This is a genomic window from Caldibacillus debilis DSM 16016 (assembly GCF_000383875.1).
GTDB classification, from domain to species: domain Bacteria; phylum Bacillota; class Bacilli; order Bacillales; family Caldibacillaceae; genus Caldibacillus; species Caldibacillus debilis.
On the sequence record NZ_KB912915.1, the window covers coordinates 74,713 to 93,349 of the forward strand.

The 18,637-nt window shown below is 54.4% G+C and carries 16 protein-coding genes and 1 riboswitch; of the genes, 6 read left to right on the forward strand and 10 right to left on the reverse strand.

Going from position 1 to position 18,637, the window contains the following annotated elements; genetic code table 11:
* Nucleotides 1-279 precede the first annotated feature (279 nt).
* Nucleotides 280-594, reverse strand: coding sequence for an ArsR/SmtB family transcription factor (locus A3EQ_RS0117325; RefSeq protein WP_020156417.1), 315 nt, complete (start codon nt 592-594; stop codon nt 280-282).
* A 342-nt stretch (nt 595-936) separates the two neighbouring features.
* Entirely contained in the window at nt 937-1,806 is an 870-nt protein-coding gene (locus A3EQ_RS0117335; protein ID WP_020156419.1) for a zinc ribbon domain-containing protein, read from the reverse strand.
* Nucleotides 1,807-2,417: 611 nt separating this feature from the next.
* Between A3EQ_RS0117335 and A3EQ_RS0117350 the strand changes: the two genes are divergently transcribed.
* A complete protein-coding gene (locus A3EQ_RS0117350) occupies nt 2,418-2,633 on the forward strand; it encodes a hypothetical protein (protein ID WP_020156422.1) in 216 nt (71 codons plus the stop codon).
* A gap of 4 nt (nt 2,634-2,637) precedes the next feature.
* Here A3EQ_RS0117350 and A3EQ_RS0117355 read toward each other — a convergent pair whose 3' ends face one another.
* From A3EQ_RS0117355 to A3EQ_RS0117415, 8 genes are all read right to left on the reverse strand, one after another.
* Nucleotides 2,638-3,672, reverse strand: a complete 1,035-nt coding sequence (locus A3EQ_RS0117355) for a hypothetical protein (RefSeq protein ID WP_020156423.1) — start codon at nt 3,670-3,672, stop codon at nt 2,638-2,640.
* Between the two features lie 587 nt (nt 3,673-4,259).
* Nucleotides 4,260-5,480, reverse strand: a complete 1,221-nt coding sequence (locus A3EQ_RS0117365; protein WP_020156426.1) for a DUF819 family protein — start codon at nt 5,478-5,480, stop codon at nt 4,260-4,262.
* Nucleotides 5,481-5,840: 360 nt separating this feature from the next.
* Complete coding sequence (locus A3EQ_RS0117380; RefSeq protein ID WP_020156429.1) at nt 5,841-7,514, reverse strand: formate--tetrahydrofolate ligase; 1,674 nt, start codon at nt 7,512-7,514, stop codon at nt 5,841-5,843.
* Nucleotides 7,515-8,119: 605 nt separating this feature from the next.
* Nucleotides 8,120-8,755 carry a response regulator transcription factor gene (locus A3EQ_RS0117395; protein ID WP_026500054.1) on the reverse strand — a complete coding sequence of 212 codons (636 nt, stop codon included), beginning with the start codon at nt 8,753-8,755 and terminating at the stop codon, nt 8,120-8,122.
* Nucleotides 8,748-9,794 (reverse strand): sensor histidine kinase, encoded by a 1,047-nt coding sequence (locus A3EQ_RS0117400; RefSeq protein ID WP_020156434.1) that lies wholly within the window; start codon nt 9,792-9,794, stop codon nt 8,748-8,750. Before A3EQ_RS0117400 ends, A3EQ_RS0117395 begins: the two co-directional genes overlap by 8 nt.
* A complete protein-coding gene (gene liaF, locus A3EQ_RS0117405; RefSeq protein ID WP_020156435.1) occupies nt 9,791-10,516 on the reverse strand; it encodes a cell wall-active antibiotics response protein LiaF in 726 nt (241 codons plus the stop codon). Before liaF ends, A3EQ_RS0117400 begins: the two co-directional genes overlap by 4 nt.
* Nucleotides 10,517-10,623: 107 nt before the next feature.
* Entirely contained in the window at nt 10,624-11,262 is a 639-nt protein-coding gene (locus tag A3EQ_RS0117410) for a PspA/IM30 family protein (RefSeq protein WP_020156436.1), read from the reverse strand.
* 29 nt (nt 11,263-11,291) lie between these two features.
* Nucleotides 11,292-11,663: a lmo0954 family membrane protein gene (locus A3EQ_RS0117415; protein ID WP_026500055.1), complete on the reverse strand. Its 372-nt coding sequence runs from the start codon at nt 11,661-11,663 to the stop codon at nt 11,292-11,294.
* Between the two features lie 229 nt (nt 11,664-11,892).
* Nucleotides 11,893-12,096: riboswitch (cobalamin riboswitch) on the forward strand.
* A 132-nt stretch (nt 12,097-12,228) separates the two neighbouring features.
* Here A3EQ_RS0117415 and A3EQ_RS21890 point away from each other — a divergent pair.
* The 5 genes from A3EQ_RS21890 (at nt 12,229) to A3EQ_RS0117445 (ending at nt 18,321) form a co-directional block, all read left to right on the forward strand.
* Complete coding sequence (locus A3EQ_RS21890) at nt 12,229-14,091, forward strand: DUF4430 domain-containing protein (RefSeq protein WP_020156439.1); 1,863 nt, start codon at nt 12,229-12,231, stop codon at nt 14,089-14,091.
* Nucleotides 14,092-14,162: 71 nt separating this feature from the next.
* Nucleotides 14,163-14,960, forward strand: a complete 798-nt coding sequence (locus A3EQ_RS21895) for a DUF4430 domain-containing protein (protein ID WP_020156440.1) — start codon at nt 14,163-14,165, stop codon at nt 14,958-14,960.
* Between the two features lie 129 nt (nt 14,961-15,089).
* Nucleotides 15,090-15,977 (forward strand): energy-coupling factor transporter transmembrane component T, encoded by an 888-nt coding sequence (locus tag A3EQ_RS0117435; protein WP_020156441.1) that lies wholly within the window; start codon nt 15,090-15,092, stop codon nt 15,975-15,977.
* Nucleotides 15,950-17,605: an ABC transporter ATP-binding protein gene (locus A3EQ_RS0117440; RefSeq protein WP_020156442.1), complete on the forward strand. Its 1,656-nt coding sequence runs from the start codon at nt 15,950-15,952 to the stop codon at nt 17,603-17,605. The genes A3EQ_RS0117435 and A3EQ_RS0117440 overlap by 28 nt, the downstream gene beginning before the upstream one ends.
* Nucleotides 17,590-18,321 (forward strand): ECF transporter S component, encoded by a 732-nt coding sequence (locus A3EQ_RS0117445; protein ID WP_020156443.1) that lies wholly within the window; start codon nt 17,590-17,592, stop codon nt 18,319-18,321. The genes A3EQ_RS0117440 and A3EQ_RS0117445 overlap by 16 nt, the downstream gene beginning before the upstream one ends.
* The last annotated feature ends 316 nt before the right edge of the window (nt 18,322-18,637 follow it).

Genomic DNA, 18,637 nt, shown 5'->3' on the forward strand with positions numbered 1-18,637 from the left:
TGCGGCGAAGCTTTCAGCTGCCGGGGAAAGGAAAGCGGTCACCCCGAGACCGGCCGCATGCGGAATTCTCCCCCGCCCGCCCGGCAAAGAAACAGGGGTTCATGGCCGGCCCCGCCTGCGCCGTTCACACGCCACGAACTTGCTGCTTTGCAGCGCCGTTTAAGCAAGAAATACATGTCCGAAAAATAACGCCGCTCCGGAGTCGGCGGATGCTTTTGGAAACCGAAGAGCGAAGGAGAACCGCCGCGGGCCGCGGGGGATGCGTTCTCCTTGTTTTGACTAAAGGCGCGATGAATCATTCCCCTCCTTCTTTTTTAAAGTCACCGTTTTGGCCGCGCCTGCGATCGCTTTTTCGTCGATCAGAAGCCGGAAAGGAACGAGTTCATAATATTTCATCGCCTTTCCGTCTTCGGAGACTTCATGATGCCCTTTGACAAGTCCGGCCGATTCCAGTTTTTGCAAGTGCAAATACAACAGCGGCCGGCTGATTCCCAAGTTCCTTGCCAGCTGGCTGACGAATTGTCTTTCTTCGGCAAGCGCTTCAATGATCTTCATCCGGTAAGGGTTTGATAAGGCGTCCAAAACTCTCAGCAACCGATCTCCGTTTTGAATTTGTTCCATATGTAATAAATATATTACATGTGTAAGAAATTGTAAAGCCGTGAATAAAAAAATCCTTTCACGCTTTGGCTCAGCCCAAGAAAGAACCGACGCTCCCAACCCTTTCCCCAGTCAATGAAAAAAGGGGGCCGAACAGCCCCCTCATCCTCGTTTCTGCGCAATGCCCCGCTTGCCGATGAATTTTTAAAGAAACATCCCTTCATCCTTCCGCCCGTCCGCTCCGGACGGCCCCCTGCCGGCGAAAAGGGCGGCCGCAGGACTTCCCTTCCGTCCCCGCAAAGATGCCGCTTGCTCCGAAAGGATCGGCTTTCCGGCTTACCAGCCGAACACGTGGAAGAAAGAGGAAACCAAGATGTCGGCGAACAAAAATTGCAGGAAAAGATTGACGACGTAAACCGCCAGCGTGCCGTATACCGGATCGAACCGGCGGCCGCCTTCGTCCTTGTAACTGTAGAAAACGCTGGCGAAGCTGAGGGCCAAGGTCAAGAAAAGAAACAGGCTTAAAACCGCCAACAAAACGCCGCCCACATTCCACAGCGTCAAAAGGACGACGAGCAGGACGATGACCGTCGGCAGCACCAAAAAGGCGCCGTATCTGGCGGCCACCTCCTTCATGGACGTCTTGACGTCCATCATTCTTAAGACGCCGTAAACCGAGGCGATGATGACAGCGAAATAAAGCAAGAAAATGATGAACGGCTTCAGAAAATGATTGCCGAAGGAAGCGCCCGCAAAACCCAGGCCGGAGAATTCGCCGAACAAGGCATCCACGCTTCTGTTGTAAAATCGGGCCGCTTTATCGACGGTCACGTACAAAAACAGGCTCATGAAAAAGGAAAATAATACGACGGTGATGATGCCGTGGACCATGGACTCCTCGTTTCGGGTGCTTCCGTAACGAAACGGCCGTTTCAGTGCCGCCAAGGCATGTTTGAAATACTGCCGAAAGACGGTCTTTGTCCCTTCCCCATACCCGTTGTCCGCCCGTGAAGGATGCGGGGTGCGGGAAGATGCCGGAAAATCCGGGGCGGATTGGCCTTCCGGCCCGTCTTGTTCGGAAGATCTTTCCTCCCGGGCCAAATTCGCCCCGCATTTTGCGCAAAATTTTCCCTGTTCGTTTTCGCTTCCGCAATTTGGGCAAATCACTTCGTTCACTCCCTCGTACGGTTTATTTTTACGGTTCAATTTTCGTTCATCCGTCCCAGGAAACCGGGCGGTGCCAAGGGGCCGGCCGTCGATGCATGCAAGCCCGATCCAATTCCGGCCGGATTCAAATCCGGATGTCCCGGCAGGTTTGCCGCCTTTCCGATCGCCATCCGCGCGTGAATGCGAAATTGCAAGGGTTGAGCACAGAAAAAGGATTTTTCCCTCTCCCCGGCCGCCATCCCGGCTCCGAAAACCGCAAAAATTTTTTCGATTTCCGCTTTCCGGAGGGGCCCCGTTCAGGCGGGATCAGGCCTCACGGCTTCCGTTCGGCAGCGAAGTCCGCAAGGCATTGTTGCGTTCAAGGCGGGATCAGGCGCCGCGGCCCATGCGGTTTCCCCGCTTCCTGCGGGTCCGCAAATCCCCGATTTTGACAAAATTTTTCATGCCTTTTAAGCATAGCATAAGCATAGAAAATTGAATATAAGGAATCCGGAAGGCAGAAAAAGAGGCGGATGGAATATCCGCGGCTCCGCCTCTTCCAGCCCTCCGCCTTCCCTTTTGTCCCTTGTTTTTCATTGAGAAAATGTTATCATATTTTCCAGGAAACTTTAATGGAGTTATGAATAAGATGTTTTGTAGAGGTGTCAAACATGAGAAAAATCATCGGTCTCGTCTCACAAGTGAATATGTTCGTTCTTTTGGCCGCCGCTTTCTTTCTTTTGTATGATCTCGCCCTTTTCCAGCTGCAAATATTGAAGGACAGCACCATCGGCTTTTTTTATACGAGGGAGATCCTATCCTTGCTGCTGGCCGTTTTGACGATCAAATTTTTTTGTAAAGTGGAAAACCGGTATAAGCAGGAATGAGCGGCTATTCCGTTTCGCGCACCTTTTGCTTCTCGGATTTTTCCTCCCCCGATTCCGCCAAATAGGTTTGCAGCGCCTTTTGCAATTCATCCGGGATTTTGATCTCCAGATTTTCCGCGTTGGTTTTCAACCTTTCCGCCTGCTTTTCGATCAAATCGGGCTGTTCCGCTTCCTTTTCCTTTTCCCCTTTCCGGACGTTCAGCCATTCGAGTATCCTCCCGACGATGCCCGGCGTATCAAGTTCAAATCCGAACACTTTCGTTTTTCCGCCGATCAGGGCGACGACGACCAACGAAGTAATAATGATGTTGGGGATCTGGCCGATCAGCTCGATCGTGCCGAAGGACTGGACGCTCACCTTCATGTCCAGATCCGCATCGTCCCCGTCCGCGGCCGCATCGGCGATGGACAGAAGATCGTTCATGAAAGGGATGAAATGGCGGGCCTTGATCGGTTCCCGCCTTTGGACATGCAAAATGAAGTGGCATCGTCCCCCTTTGATATAAAAATCATGCAAGGATTTATCGATAAAATCCGCGTATTGGCCCGCGTCGGAAATGGGAAATTTCGTATAAAACAGCCGGAACAGGTGGGGATCCAGCTCCTCCATTCCCACCGATTTCACCCATTGGACTTCCCTTTTCTTCATCACCGGCCATTGGGGCCCCGGATTTTCCCCGGTCTTCCATCCTCCCTTATCGGTCGGAAAGGCCTCTTCCTTCCCGTCCCGGACGATGCCGAAATGGACCTTCGTCCATTCATCGGCGGGCACGATGATCAAATCCCCTTGATTGATCTCGCAGCAAAAAATTTTTAACAGTTGCCGGTACTCTTCCCTTTCCCCGGAGATCCTCTCGGAAACCCCCTGGGAATCGGCCATGCCCGCGGCCATCTGGCCGGTATTCAGGAGGACCGGCAAACGGATGCCGATATAGTTTTTTTCAATGGTCAAATCTCCCTTTTTTAAACCTCTTGTTTGGATAAACCAATATTTTTGTTCCTCGGGAATAACAGGGATCAGTTTCAAAAACTTTTCCAACGTTCTCCCTCCCCTTCCACAAAAATAGATTCCGAACCCAGGCCCCGAACCGCCGAATGGCGGACAGCCGGCAGCAACAGTCGGTAATATGTGATTCGTTTAACTACTTTATTTTTATGCAACAGGAAAGAAAAAAAGGACAATCCGGCGTATAAAAATCTCGGAAATCCCCGCTTTTAAAAAAAGAATATGTTGACGGCCCTTCTTTTTCCGGAATTTTTATGCACAACACCGCTTACGATTATTTTATAGAACAATAGGAAAATTGAATACTTGCAAAAGACCTAATATTGCTTTTGCAGAAAATTTTCCGTAAAAAGGAAAACTTCCCTGCCAGCCGATATGCCGCCGGATCGGCAAAGGGAAATATTTTTCCATTAAAAATTTTTTCATAAAAAAGGGCGGGCCCTCGCCCGAAAATTTTTCCGTACGCGGCGGCCCGTTGCCGCCCGTTTTCCTCCCCATTCCGCGGCGCCGCGGAAACCATTGCGTCCGGCGAACGGCCGCTCTTGCCTTCGCAGCCCGGGAATTTCACCTATAGATTGCACCCATCCCGGACACACAAAAAAGGACGGGGTTCCCGTCCTCTACAGCAAAGCGTGCAAAAAATATCCCATCATGCTCCCCGCATAGTTTCCGATCATATACCCGAATATCCCGGCCAGCAAAGCGGGGACGATCAGCCGGTCCCAGCCTTTGGCGGCCGCCATCGCCGCGGCGGTCGTCGGCCCCCCGATGGTGGCGTTGGTCGCCAAGAGGGCTTCTTCCAAGGTGAATTTCAACCATTTTCCCGTGATAAGGGTCACCGCCATATTGACAAAAACGATGATGAAAACAAAAACCATCAGGAGCGGCGCGTTTTTCAACAGGAGGGGAACGGAAGCCGGCACGCCGATGACGACAAAGAAGAGATAAATCAAAAAGGTGCCGATTTCCTGGGCCCCGCGCAAGTTTCCGAAAAACTTCCGGAAAACGGTCACGGCGATGACGGTCACCGTCGTTAACATCAAATATTTGTCCCCGAACATCCCGTTTAACGTGTTCATCAGAAAGGATGCCTGATCCCCGGAGGGAATCAGCCCGTCAAAGATCTCGGCGAGCTTGAAGGAGACGGCGGCGATGACGGATGCCGATGCGAAAGTAAACGCGATATCTTTTAGCGATATTTCTTTCCGCCGCCAAAAGGAAGACGGCGCCGCATCGGGATTTTTCCCCGCCTCCCTTTCGAAGGCGTCGATATGGGGGGTCGGATAATGTTTGCGGAAAAAAGAAAAAGCCGGAATCGCCATCAAAACGAAGAAATAAACGGCCATCATCACATTGTCGGCGACCACCGTCGCGGAAACGAGCTCTCCCGGAGTTTCAAACTTCGCCGACAAAGCGGCAAAATTGACCGATCCCCCGATATAGGACCCGGTCATCATCGCGCCGATCTTATCCAGGTGGGGGATCCGGTCTTTCAACGCTAAAAAGGCCAAATAGACCCCGATCACCGTGCCGAAGGAGCTCATTAAAAAAATGACAATCATCCTTCCGCTCTCCCGCCATATCCTTTTCAAATCCGCCTGGAAAAGAAGCATCGGGATGGCGAGGGGGATCGCATAGGTCCAAACCGCATCGTAAACATCCGACTCCGCCGGGATAATGTTCAGATTTGCCAGGATTAACGCCCCGAATAATGCGATGACGGCGCCGGAAATCTTAGCGGCCCATCGGTATTTTTGTTCCAAATAGATGCTGGCTGCGGCCCAGCCGGTCAAAAATCCCAATAACAGCCACGTGTCCTCAGGTTTTATCAACGAATGCATCTTCCTCCCACCTTAATGCGCAGGAAATAATGGCCCGCTTTCTTCATTTCGCAACCCTCATTTTTCCATAAAGCGGATCTCCGATCAAGCCCTTTTCCCGTTCCGGCAGAGGGAGCGGACAGGGAATCCCGGAATCTTCAACTGTTTTCCGTCCCTTTTCCCGCAACTCCGCCTGCGGCGCCGGAAAAGGAGACAGAAAGGAAAATGCCGTTCCCGGCAAGCCCCTTGCGAATTTTCCCATCGTCCCCGAGGGAGGAATTTTTCGGGATCGATCCCCCGGATCGGGATTCCTTCCAGCCGCAGGACCATGAACGGGAAGAAAAAACCCCCGACGCCGCAAACTCCCCGCCTCCTCCCGCGTCAAAACAGGCCGGAAATCCGCCCTTCTCCGTCCACATCGATGCTTTCCGCGGCGGGCTTTTTCGGCAGTCCCGGCATCGTCTGCACATCCCCGGTAAAGACGACGAGAAAACCCGCACCGGCCGAACATTTCACGTCCCGGACCGTCACCGTAAAATCCGCGGGTCGCCCCAATTTTTTCGGATCGTCGGACAGGGAATAGGGGGTCTTGGCGACGCAGATGGGAAGATTTCCGCAACCCATCCTTTCCAGTTTTTCGATCGCTTTTTCCGCCTGCGCCGTGATTTCAATCCCTTTTCCGCCGTAAACGCGGCGGACGAGTTTTTCGATTTTCACCGGAATCGGGTCGTCCAGGTCATAGGCATAGGAAAGACGGCTTTCCCTTTCGGCCAGTTTCACCGCTTCCCTCGCCAACGCTTCTCCGCCGGCTCCCCCTTTTGCCCAAACCTCGCACCGGACGGCTTTTACGCCCGTTTCTTCGCATTTTTTCGCCAGCCAGTCCAATTCCGCTTCGCTGTCCGACGGAAATCGGTTGATGGCCACGACGGCGGGCAGGCCGAATACCTTTTGCATATTTTCCACATGCTTGCTCAAATTGGGGAAGCCTTTTGCCAAGGCGTCGAGATTTTCCTTGCCGACATCTTCCAGGGCGGCCCCTCCGTGCATCTTCAAGGCCCTGACGGTGGCCACGACGACGGCCGCCGCCGGTTTCAGGCCGAATAAACGGCAGTTGATGTCGAAAAATTTTTCCGCGCCCAAATCGGAGCCAAAACCGGCCTCCGTCACCACGTAATCGGCGCACTTCAACGCCAGCCTGGCCGCCTTGATGCTGCTGCAGCCATGGGCGATGTTGGCGAAGGGACCGCCGTGGACAAAGGCGGGAGTATGCTCGAGGGTTTGGACCAGATTCGGTTTCAACGCGTCCTTTAACAGGGCCGCCATGGCTCCGTGGGCCTTCAAATCGCCGCAGGTGACCGGCCGGCCGTCCCGGGTGTATCCGACGATGATGTTTTTTAGCCGCTCTTTCATCTCTGCCAAATTTTCCGACAGGCACAGAATGGCCATCACTTCCGAAGCGGCGGTGATTTGAAAGCCGTCGTCCCTGGGCACGCCGTTCGCATTTCCGCCCAGCCCGGCCACGATGCTGCGCAGCTGCCGGTCGTTGATATCCACGGCCCGTTTCCATGTGATCCGGCGGGGATCGATGCCGAGGGGATTGCCGAAGTAAATATGATTGTCGATCATGGCGGCCAAAAGATTGTTGGCCGCGCCGACGGCATGAATGTCGCCGGTGAAATGCAAATTGATCTCTTCCATCGGGACGACCTGGGCATACCCGCCGCCGCAGGCTCCCCCTTTTCTGCCAAACACGGGTCCCAACGAAGGTTCCCTCAGGACGATGGCGGACTTCAAACCGAGCCTTTGCAGGGCATCCCCCAGGCCGATGGCCACGGTCGTCTTTCCCTCCCCGGCGGGGGTGGGGGAAATGGCGGTGACGAGAATTAATTTTCCGTCCGGCCGCCCGGCCAATCCTTCGATACGATCCTCGCGAATCTTCGCCTTATAATCCCCGTACAATTCAAGGGCCTGGCGGCCGATGCCGATCTTCGCCGCCACCTCTTCAATGGGAAGCATCCCGGCTTCCCGAGCGATTTCTTCATCGGATTTTCCCATCTGCCTCACCTGTCTCCTTTTTGTCTTTTATGCATGCCCTTTTCCGGCAGGGGGCCGCCGCGAAAACCAAATTGTTCATATTTGAACAAATTTTACCGAAAATTTCAGGCAGGAACCTCCAAGCCGGATGGGCAGGCCCGATCCGGATAAATTTTTCCGGGCTCCCCAAAAAAGCCGTGAAAACCGGAAAACGGCGGTTTTCTTCCGCCATATGGGAATCCCGCTTTCAATCCGGCAGGAAACGGGGACGGCTATCATTTTTCCCTTCACACCCCCGGAAAAAACATCGGAAAAGCCGCCCCCGGTCGGGGGAGGGGATTCCTCCGATTTCTTCGCCGGATGATCGTTCAAGTTCGATGCGCCATTCATTCAGCTGATCGGATCCCCCAATTCCGCCTGTGGCGCCGGCTGCCCGGGTGAACAGACATCCGTTCCCCCGGCCGGCTTTCCTGCCCCTTTGAACGGAAGCATGCAAACGGCCGAATCCGTCCCCCAGAAGACTTCCCCGCGGCCTTTTTAACGAAATACAGCAGGTGAACAGCCGAATGTTTCCCCCGGCTTGCCTCCTTTTCGCGGAATACAGCTATCCGTTTCCCCGGAAGGCTCTATTTTTTCACCAGGGAATGCTTAAAAGCGTAAATTACCGCCTGGGTCCGGTCCTGGACCCCCAATTTGCCCAAAATATTGCTTACATGGGCCTTGACCGTTTTTAAGGAGATGAACAATTCCTCCGCAATTTCCTGGTTGGATTTTCCTTCGGCCATCAAAAGCAGCACTTCCATTTCCCGGTTCGTCAGTTCTTCGTGGGGGAGGGCTTTTTTGCGGCTGCGGAGCTTTTCCGTCATCTTCGCAGCCACTTCCGGAACGAGCACCGTTTGGCCGTAATAGGTGGAACGGATGGCGTCGGCGATTTCGCCCGCCTTCGATGTCTTTAAAAGATAGCTGGTGGCGCCCGCTTCCAGGGCGGGAAACATTTTTTCATCGTCGATAAAACTGGTCACGATGATGATCTTCGCTTCCGGCCAGTGCCGGATGATTTCCTTCGTCGCTTCAATCCCGTCCATTTCTTTCATGACCAGGTCCATCAGAATGATATCCGGGCGAAGCTTTAACGCCATCTCCACCCCTTTTTTGCCGTTTTCCGCCTCGCCGACGACCCGAATATCGGGCTGTGACGATAAATAGGCGGATACGCCGATCCGGACCATCTCATGATCGTCGACAAGCAACACGCTAATCATCCTTTTCACCCCCCAAATGGACGATCGGAACCCGGACTTCCAGCTTCGTCCCCATCCCCGGGCTGCTGACCATCTTCCATGTTCCTCCGATTTCCCGGGCCCTTTCCCTCATATTTTGCAAACCGTAGGAAGCGGTCTTCACTTTGTCCACATCAAACCCTTCGCCGTCATCGGTGACCCGCAGGATAATGAAACCGTCCCGTTCCACGAGGAGCACTTCCATCGCACTCGCTTTGGAATGCCTCAGCGTGTTCGACACCGCCTCCTGCAAAATCCGGAACAGATGATCTTCCACGCCTTTATGATTGATTTGCAGATCTTCGACCTTCCAGCGGATCTGGATCGGCACCTTCTGGCTGAGTTCGACGAGCAGTTCCTCGATTCCTTTTTTCAACGATTTCCCTTTTAATGCCGCCGGACGCAAATGGAGCAGCAACGCCCGCATTTCCAATTGGGCCTGCTGGATCGTCTTCTCCACAAGTTTTAGCTGCCTCCGATTTTCCTCCGGATCCCTCCCGCCTTCGATGATCGCGGAAAGGAGCATGGAAGCGGCGAACAATTGCTGGCTGACGGAATCATGGAGTTCCCTCGCCAGGCGCTGCCGTTCTTCAAAAACCAGCTCCTGCATCCGTTTATCCAATTCTTCCGCCTTTTCCTTCGCCAATTTTTGGGAGATTTTCGTCTGTTCCTGGAGCTGCATTTGCACCTGCTCGATCCCGGACAAGATATCGGCCACTTCCTGAAGGAACTTCTTATCCTTTTTGGAAGGGACATGCCCGTGTTCGACCGCCAGCAAATAATCTTCGATCGTCTTGAACTGTTTCCGCCAGTACAGGGTCGATCCGACGGCGGCCAGGAAGGCCGCCCCGATGCTGAACAGGGGAAGGAACATGAGGAACGGGATGTCGAACACTTCCCTCTTCCACAATAGGGACCAGTCGTCCAACGGATAGGCGGCGAACAGAATGGTGCTGATGGCCGCAACGAGCGGCAGGATCACCGCGAAGCCGGCGGCCAATTGCCGGAAAAACAGGTTCATACCCTTCTCACCTCGACTTTCCCGACGATCATCGAGGTGAAGATCTTCACTTTTTCCGTCGCACTCCCGTAAGCTTCCGTTTCATACTCGATCGCTTCATTGATGACCCGTTCCCCGATTTCATCCAGGATTTGCACCTGGCTGAAAACGGCCGTATGATGGATGGAAAATTCGACTTCGTAGGGGATGAGGATTTGCACATTGCCGACGAAGCCCCGGATGGAAATGACGGCGTCTTTCGGCAAAAAAGTATTGCTTAAATCAATCACCACGTCCCCGATGCCGAGCAAAAGATGAATATCGTTCCACTCGTAGACTTCCCGCGGCGTCCGTTGGCTGCCGAACAAAAGGTTTTGAAACAGGGGCTTTCGTTTCAAAACCTTCCGTTCCGGCACCGGATGTTCGGGGAAAGGAGGGGCAATCACTTGCGGATGTTTTTTCGACTGGTAATATCGGTAAACGACCCATCCCACGACCCCGAGGACGAACAGACGGAAGGTCATCATGTTGACGACGGTAAGGGCGAGAATGAAGCAGCCGATGAGGAACAAGGCTTTCTTCGCCGCCGCTTCCCGCTGTTTTTTGCTGAAATAAAGGCATGCCAAGCCGGCCGCCAGACTGATGAGAAGCCCCCCGTCGAAAAACAGGAGCTCGATGACCAGGGCTGCGACCGCAAGCAGAATCAGCCCGCTGATTTGATCGACATTCCAGTATTTCCGCATGGGGGGCCTCCTTTCTCGGAAAGATATTCCTTGCGCCCTCCCCAACGGGCGAAAGGCGCAGTAAAGGGTTACTACGCCTTCTAGAATACCATTTTTTCCTTACCTTTTTAATGGCTTTCTTCGTTTTTCAGCCTTTTTTCCAATTGGGCGATCTTCGCGTCGATCGTATGCCGGAAGTAATCGGAATTCACCTGGTATTCCAGCCTTTCCAAATATCTTTCGATTTCGGCGAACCGCCGGAAGGCCGTTTCGGAATAGGCGGGTTCCTCCAGCCATTTGTTCATCCGGTATTGGGCCCGGGCGATGTTTTCCCTGCCCATCAGTTCCATGCGCTTCAATTGCATGTCCTTCAGCTTATGTTTCAATTCCTCGTACTTTCTTTCCAGCTGGACCAGCTGCTCTTCCGCCTTCTCCTTCGCTTCCTTCAGCCGGGCCGCCCGTTCCGCGTACTGCATATGTTCGCTTTGGGCGAATTCAAAAAGCTCCGCTTCGCCGGCCCTTTCGGCGATTTCCGATTGTTTTTTCCTTTTTTCCGCCATCTCCAGGGCGTGGTGGTATTCGCGGGTGAATTCATCCTTCAGCAAATATTGCCTTTCCACCAGTTTCCGGACCTTTTCCGTTTCCTTTTCGCATTCCCGCAAATACTGGTTTAGCATCGCAATCGGGTTTTTTTTCTCCTTTTCGTCAAGGATTTCGTGAATGTCGGCCAAAATCACGTTTTTCATCCGTTCAAATACGCTTGCCATAGGAATCTGCTCTCCTTCCTTTTTTATACTCAAAATTCATTCGGCCTGTAGGAACGGCTTAACTCCCGCCATTCCTTTTCAAAATGGACGAAGGGATCGTCCCCGTTCCCGTTGATTCCTGCGGAATCCTTCTTTTCTTTGCGGTTTTTGTACAAAAGGTACAGGATGGCTGCGGCGGCCAGCCCGACCACGGCGGGCGCGTTGGTCACGGAAGCGATGAGGAAGACGCCGCACAGGATCAGCCACAACATCTTTTTGCCCGTCGTCCCCGCTTTTTTGTATTGCCGGAAAGCCACATAGGCCAACGACAAGGTGATCGCCAGAACGATGATCGGCCCGAGGTTAAACAAAACCGTAATCCCCAAAATCAGGGCAAGGATCAGGAAAATCGCTTCTCCCATTTCCATTCCTCCTTTCTTGTCTTCATCATAGTCCCTTTTCGAATTTTTGATCATGTACCCGGGTTCCCTTTTGGATTGGACTTGAGTCGGATTTTTTTCTGCGCCGGCGGACCCGGGTGCGGCTGAAGCTTTTCCGGAAAAAGGGCGAAATCAGCCGGCCGCGGTTTTCCTTTTCCATTTTTGTCTTGACGTTCTTTTTTCGCTGGATTAAGATGGAGATAAAGTCAATTGAATAGTCAGAAAAATAGGTTGATTTCCTTGCCGGGGCACCGGAGGGAAATCATTAAAAGGGAAGTTCGGTGAAAATCCGACGCGGTCCCGCCACTGTGAATGGGAGTTTCCCGGCGTGATGCCACTGTTTGCCTCGCAAACGGGAAGGTGCCGGGAAATGATGATCATGAGCCAGGAGACCTGCCTATTTTTCATGACGTAAACCCTACGCGGATAGGGGGTGCGTTTGCGTCTTCGCGGATCCGTCATTTCAGACGGCTCCCTTTGGCATGCAAATGACATCTCCTCCGAGGGATGTTTTTTTATTGGAAAAATCTTCGGGAGGAGGATATTGATGGATGCGCGTTCGTTGAAAAAGTTTTTGGCCATGATCGCCGTCACGTTCTTGCTCATCGCCCAAAGCGGCCTGTCCGCCCTGCAGGCACGGGCGGAAACCTTGCAAAACGCGGTCACGGTCACCATTCTCGGGTACGACGAAAAGGCACCGGTATTGGAAACGGTTGCCGTTCCAGCTACTGAAGGAGAGACGGCCTTCGGTGTTTTGCGAACCGTCACCGAAGCGAAAAATATTCCTATGGAATACCAGCTTTATGATGGAATGGGCGCCTTTATTACCAAAGTGGGAAATGTCGAGCCGCAAGGCAGCGATTATTGGGGATTTTTTGTCAACGGCATAGATCCGAACGTTGGCGTTTCCTCATACAAAGTGAAAAACGGGGACAATCTTTTGCTGAAAATCACCTCTTATCCTCCGGAAACGATCACAGTTAAAGTGTCCGCCGTCGCGGCGGATCAGAAGGAAGTCATTCCCGAAACGGAAGTGGAAATCGTAAAAGGCGGAACCGCCTATGACGCCCTCGTCCAGGCGGCAAAGGCACGCAAGGTGGCCCTTGATGTTTCCGTCGATTCCCGATGGCTCACCTTCATTAACGATATCGGCGGCTTGCTGGACGGAAACGGATACTGGGAAATGTACATGAACGGAAAGTTCATGGATAAGGGTCTTGTCAGCTATCAAATGCAAGAAGGGGATCATCTCCAAATAAAGGCGGTGCCCTTTGACAGCGGAACGAACCCGGGTGACGGCGGTTCCGATAAACCCGCGGACAACCCCGCCGATCCGAACCCGGGCGGCGGAAATCAAAACAAGCCGGGCCAAAGCCTGAAGAAGGAAGTCCAAACGGCCATCGAGCGGATAAACGGCTATTTCGCCAAAAACCGGAATTTGGATTGGTACGGCATCCTGGCTTTGAAGGCCCTTCATCAGCCTGTCCCCGAAACTTATGCGGAACAGACGGCGGAAGAGGCCGCAGCCAACGGTGGGAACTACCGGAACGTTACCGACCTGGCCAAAGCGATCCTCGTCTTGACGGCTTCCGGGAGAGATGCGGCCGATGTCGCCGGCTACAACTTGATCGAGAAATTGGCCAACCACGAAAGAATGACGAAACAAGGGAACAACGGACCGATTTTTGCCCTGCTGGCCCTCGACAGCGGGGATTATCAGGTCCCTGAAAGGGCGAAATGGACGCGGGAAAAACTGGTCGCCGCGATCTTGGACGCCCAGCTGGACAACGGGGCATGGTCCCTCTTCGGCGACAGTCCCAGCAGCGATATGACGGGCATGGCCCTGGCGGCCCTTTCCCCCTACACCGGTGAAAAGAAAGTCAAAGACGCCGTCGATGCCGCGGTCAACTGGCTGTCGAAGGCCCAGGCGGACACCGGCGGGTTCAACGAGGCCGTAAACGGCGGGGAAGCAAGCGAATCGATCGCCCAAGTCATCATCGGCTTGACGGCAAACCGGGTGGACCCGGCGGGAGAACCGTTCACAAAGCCGGGGGGCAGCCTGGTCCGGCGCCTGCTCGATTTCCAAAAGGCGGACGGGGGATTCGCCCATTTGCCTGCCGATGAAACGTCCAATCCGATGTCGACCGCGCAAGCCTACCTGGCGCTGGCGGCCTATCAAAAATATTTGAGCGGCGAAGGCTCGGTGTTTCAGTTTGCGGGAGGCGAAAAAGTCCCGGTCGCCGGCGTCGCGGAACCGAATCCGGCGGATCAAAAAACCGATGCGGACGGAGAAGGGAAACGCTTGCCCGATACGGCGGCCGGACATGTGGAAGTTTTGCTTTCCGGCATTTTGCTGATGGTTTTGGCCGCCGCCCTGCTCCTGCAAAGAAAAAAGGTGTTCAAGGGCTGATTTTCGGGGCGGGCCTGTTGTTGAGATATCCATTTCCGATCCGCGAGTTCGGGCACGGGGAGGGAGACAGATTGGCATCTTGCAAAAAGGTTTTGCTGCTGGCCGTTGCCCTGATTCTATTTATCTTCTCTTCCGGCTGCGAAAAGGACAGTCCGCTGCCGCAAAACAAGGCCGATGATTGGCAAGCCGAACAGGCGGCCGGTTCCGGAAAAGCCGGGGATGCCGGCGATAAAGCCGAAACCGCAGCCACCGGGAGGAATACCGGCGGGGACATAAAAGAAAAGGCCCCGGCAGCGGATTCGGCCGCCGGAGACCAAACGGGAACCGGAGCAAGCGGCAATCCGGCGGAAAAGGCCGGGGTAACGGCCGCCTCCGATCATCCGGAGAAAAACCCCGATAATCCGGGGAAAAACGGGGAAAAGGCGGCAAAGAAAACCGTCCAGGAGGCCGGCCGTTCCGGGCAGACGGCTTCCGGCACATCCCCGGGCAAAAAATCGGGAACCGGCGCCGCATCACCCGCATCCCGGCCCGAACCGGCGGTAACCGTATCCGTGATCGGGCTTGACGAACACGGCAAAACGAAGGTCTTTCTTCCGCCTTCGAAAATCGGGATCGGTTCAAAGGATACGGTCTTTACCGCCACGATACGAATTCTCAAGGAAAAAAACATCCCATACGAAGCGAGCGGTTCGGGCGCGAGCGCGTACATGGAAGGCATCCATGGATTATATGAATTTGACTACGGGCCGCTGAGCGGCTGGCTGTACAAAAAGAACGGGGTCATCGTGAACCGGGGGGCGGGCAGCGAGCCCGTGAAAAACGGAGACGAAATTGTATGGTTCTACACGAAGGATTTCACAAAAAATTGAGCCGGTGAAGATGTTCCCCAAACCGGCAAATGAGAAAGAAATCGGGTGACACCATGGTTTCCTGCAGGCATTCCCCCTTTCGGAAAATGCGGAATAAGATTTTCTCTTTTCAAAAAAAGGTGAGGCCGGATGGCTGACGGTTTCCGCTCCCTTCATCCATTCGCCGCCCTGTTGTACTACGTCTTCGCTTTTACCGCCATCATGATCTGTCAGCATCCCTTTTTTTTGTTCTTTTCCGGCCTGATTTTGACGGCGGTCAACCTGGTTTTGGACAGGGGGAGGACGCTGAAAGGCTGGGGCGCCCTTTTTGCCCTGTTCACCCTCTCCCTCCTGATTCTGACCCCCCTTTTCAACCACCGGGGCAGCGTCATCCTGTTTTATGTCTTTCAAAATCCCGTCACCTTGGAAGCGGTCCTTCAGGGCGCCATGAACGGCCTCACCCTCTTCTCCCTTTTGGCCCTTTTTTCCACTTTCCATCTGGTGATCGACGGGAGAAAATTTTTGTTTTTGTTTTCCAAATGGCTGCCGAAATGGGCCCTGCTTGCCATGCTGGCGGTGCGGTTCGTCCCCCTGTTTAAACGGAGGCTGGACGAAATCGGGATGGTCCAGAGGGGAAGGGGGATGGGCATCGCCGCCGGCCCGCTCCGGCAGCGGATGAAACACGGAATGCTCCTGACCCAAATCCTGCTGACCTGGTCGCTGGAAGACGGGATCCAAACGGCCGATTCCATGCTCGCCAGGGGATACGGACTGGGGAAACGGAGCAAATACACCCCCTATTCCTTCCGGCCCGGCGATTTTGCCGCCATCGTTTTTTTGTTGGCTTTGTCCGCCGCAACCGTTGCCGGATGGTATCTGGGGGACGGCTTGCTCACCCTTTTCCCGGGTCTAGAACCGGTCCTGTTGTACGGAAGGGAATGGGTGTTTTTTTCCTTTTTTGCGCTGTTGATCGGCTTCCCGCTCATTGCGGAAGGAAAGGAGGCGGCGGCATGGCGATACTGGAGGCGAAAAATTTGACATTTTCCTATCCCGACGGGGACCGGTGCGCCTTGGAAGACATCTCCTTCGCCGTGAACCCCGGGGAGTTCGTCCTCCTTCTGGGGCCTTCGGGGAGCGGAAAATCGACGCTGCTGAGGCTGTTTAAAAGGGAGATCGCCCCGCACGGAAGGCGGGAAGGGGAGATTTTGTTCCGGGGCAAACCTTTGGAACGGACGGATAAAATGTTGGCGGCCAAAAAAATCGGGTTCGTCTTCCAGGATCCGGAAAACCAGATCGTCATGGACCATGTGCTGGACGAACTCGTCTTCGGTTTGGAAAACATGGGGATGGAAACGGATGAGATGCGAAAGCGCGTGGCGGAAATGGCCCATTTTTTCGGGATCCACCCGCTCCTGGACAAGGAAATCCATCACCTCTCCGGCGGCCAAAAACAGCTGATCAATCTGGCCTCCGTCCTGCTGATGGGGCCGGATGTCCTGCTCCTGGACGAACCGACGGCCCAATTGGATCCGGTGGCCACGAAGGATTTTTTGCATATCATCAAACGGATGAACGAGGAGTTCGGCTTGACGGTTTTGCTGGCGGAACACCGCCTGGACGAGGTGTTCCCCTTGGCAGACCGGGTCCTGTTTTTGGAAAGGGGAAAGCTCCTATTGGACGAACCACCGAAAAGGGCCCTCTGCCGGATGGAAAAAAGGGAGGAAAAGGCGGTCCGCGCCTTCTTGCCGGCAGTTCCCCGGCTCTTTTTGGAATTTTTCCCCGATCCGGATCCGGAGGATCTCCCCCTGTCGGTAAAGGAAGGAAAAAGGCGGCTCGGGCAATACACCGTCGGGGCCGCCGATCCCGAAAAGGAGGATTCCGGAAAAAAGGACAAGGAGCAGCCTCTGTTGGAAGTGAAGGCGGCGGAATTCCGCTACGGGAAGGACGAAAGGAAAGTGCTTGACCGCCTTTCCCTGACCGTCTTTGAAGGGGAGCTCCTGGCGATCGTCGGGGCCAACGGGACGGGCAAATCCACATTGCTCAAGGCCATGGCCGGCCTTCTTCCGGTGCAAAGGGGGCGCATCTTCTATCGGGGAAAAAAATTGGCGCGGCCGCAGCCGGAGGAAATCGCCTATCTGCCGCAAAATCCGAAACTTCTCTTTATCCGCGACACGATCGGCGGAGAATTGGCCGCCGTCGCCGGGCGGTTCCGGATCGAGGCCGGAAAGGAAAGGGCGGAGGAACTGGCGGAATTTTTCCGCATCCGGCACGTCATGGACCGCCATCCTTATGATGTGAGCGGCGGCGAGCTGCAGAAAGCGGCCCTTGCCGCCTTGCTCCTTCCTTCCCCGCGGCTGCTTCTGCTGGATGAACCGACAAAGGGGATGGACCCGGAGATGAAAAGGGAATTCGCCGATCTATTAAAGGCGCTGCGGAAGGAGGGGACGACGGTCGTCCTCGTCACCCATGACATCGAATTCGCCGCAGTCTGCGCCACGCGATGCGCCATGATGTTCGCCGGCCGGATCGCCGCCGCTTCCCCGACGGAACAGTTTTTTAAGGGAAATTCCTTTTATACGACCGCAATCAGTCGCCTGACAAGGAACAGCCATGTACCGGAAGTGATCTCGATCGGGGAGGCGAGAAAAAAATGGACGATTCCGTAAAGACCCCAAAAAGAAAAAGGCGGGCCTACGCCTGGCCGGCGGCCTTCCTCATCCTGTTCATCGCCCTGCTGCTCGCCTTTCCCCTCTTCATCCAGAAACATTATTTGTCCGTCAGCCTGTGCCTGATGGCGGCCAGTTTCCTGCCCCTCATGATCCGCTTTGAATGGAAAAAGATGATCGGAAGGGAAATCGTCATCCTCGCGGTATTGGGAGCGGTGGCCGCCCTTTCCCGGGTTCCGTTCGCTTCGCTTCCCAGCGTTCAACCGACCACCTTCGTCGTGATCCTGACCGGGGCCGTTTTCGGAGCGGAAAGCGGATTTGCGGTGGGGGCTTTGGCCGCCCTGGTTTCCAACATCTTCCTCGGACAGGGACCGTGGACCCCGTGGCAGATGTACGGCTGGGGGATGATCGGATGGATCAGCGGACTTCTCCGGTCCTCATTTTTTATAAAAAACTCCTTCGGCAGGGGCCTGTTCGGTTTCCTTTCCGGCTTCGCCTTTAACTGGCTGATGAACCTGTGGGTCATCCTCACCGTCCTGGACCATTGGAACTGGAAAGGGATTGCCGCCATTTACGGGGCAAGCTTTTTCTTCGATTTGGCCCACGCCTTATCCAACGTATTTTTTCTTGCGGTCTTTTCCAACAGCTGGATGAAAATCCTTCTCCGGATGAAAAGGAAATACGGCCTTTTGGAGGCGGAATCGGACGGCAAATGACGAAGCGATGGACCGGCCCAAGAAAGGAAAACCGGATCCGCCATCCGGCCGGTCCCGTCATCCTTGCGAGCCCCGGCCAACTCCATCCGTTCAAAACGACCGGGGTTCACGTTGCGGGTGACCGCCGGGCCGTGCATGACGATGGAAAAACGAATTCTAAACTTCCTAACAGCGCATCCCCGCGTTGTTAGGTTTTGATTTTTTCGGGCCGTTCCGAAAAGGTCAATTGGGCCATCGGAGCCCAATTCGGCCTCGCAAGGGAGGAAAAAACCGATCCGGCATCCGTCCATCAGGGCCATGATTTTGGACAAAACGG

Bases quoted from the DNA above. Each gene is read 5' to 3' on its own strand.
- A3EQ_RS0117440 (WP_020156442.1), top strand. From the start codon at position 15,950: ATGGCGATACTGGAGGCGAAAAATTTGACATTTTCCTATCCCGACGGG.
- A3EQ_RS0117435 (WP_020156441.1), top strand. From the start codon at position 15,090: ATGGCTGACGGTTTCCGCTCCCTTCATCCATTCGCCGCCCTGTTGTAC.
- A3EQ_RS21890 (WP_020156439.1), top strand. From the start codon at position 12,229: ATGGATGCGCGTTCGTTGAAAAAGTTTTTGGCCATGATCGCCGTCACG.
- A3EQ_RS0117415 (WP_026500055.1), bottom strand. From the start codon at position 11,663: ATGGGAGAAGCGATTTTCCTGATCCTTGCCCTGATTTTGGGGATTACG.
- A3EQ_RS0117350 (WP_020156422.1), top strand. From the start codon at position 2,418: ATGAGAAAAATCATCGGTCTCGTCTCACAAGTGAATATGTTCGTTCTT.
- A3EQ_RS0117410 (WP_020156436.1), bottom strand. From the start codon at position 11,262: ATGGCAAGCGTATTTGAACGGATGAAAAACGTGATTTTGGCCGACATT.
- A3EQ_RS0117395 (WP_026500054.1), bottom strand. From the start codon at position 8,755: ATGATTAGCGTGTTGCTTGTCGACGATCATGAGATGGTCCGGATCGGC.
- A3EQ_RS0117380 (WP_020156429.1), bottom strand. From the start codon at position 7,514: ATGGGAAAATCCGATGAAGAAATCGCTCGGGAAGCCGGGATGCTTCCC.
- A3EQ_RS0117365 (WP_020156426.1), bottom strand. From the start codon at position 5,480: ATGCATTCGTTGATAAAACCTGAGGACACGTGGCTGTTATTGGGATTT.
- liaF (WP_020156435.1), bottom strand. From the start codon at position 10,516: ATGCGGAAATACTGGAATGTCGATCAAATCAGCGGGCTGATTCTGCTT.
- A3EQ_RS0117445 (WP_020156443.1), top strand. From the start codon at position 17,590: ATGGACGATTCCGTAAAGACCCCAAAAAGAAAAAGGCGGGCCTACGCC.
- A3EQ_RS0117400 (WP_020156434.1), bottom strand. From the start codon at position 9,794: ATGAACCTGTTTTTCCGGCAATTGGCCGCCGGCTTCGCGGTGATCCTG.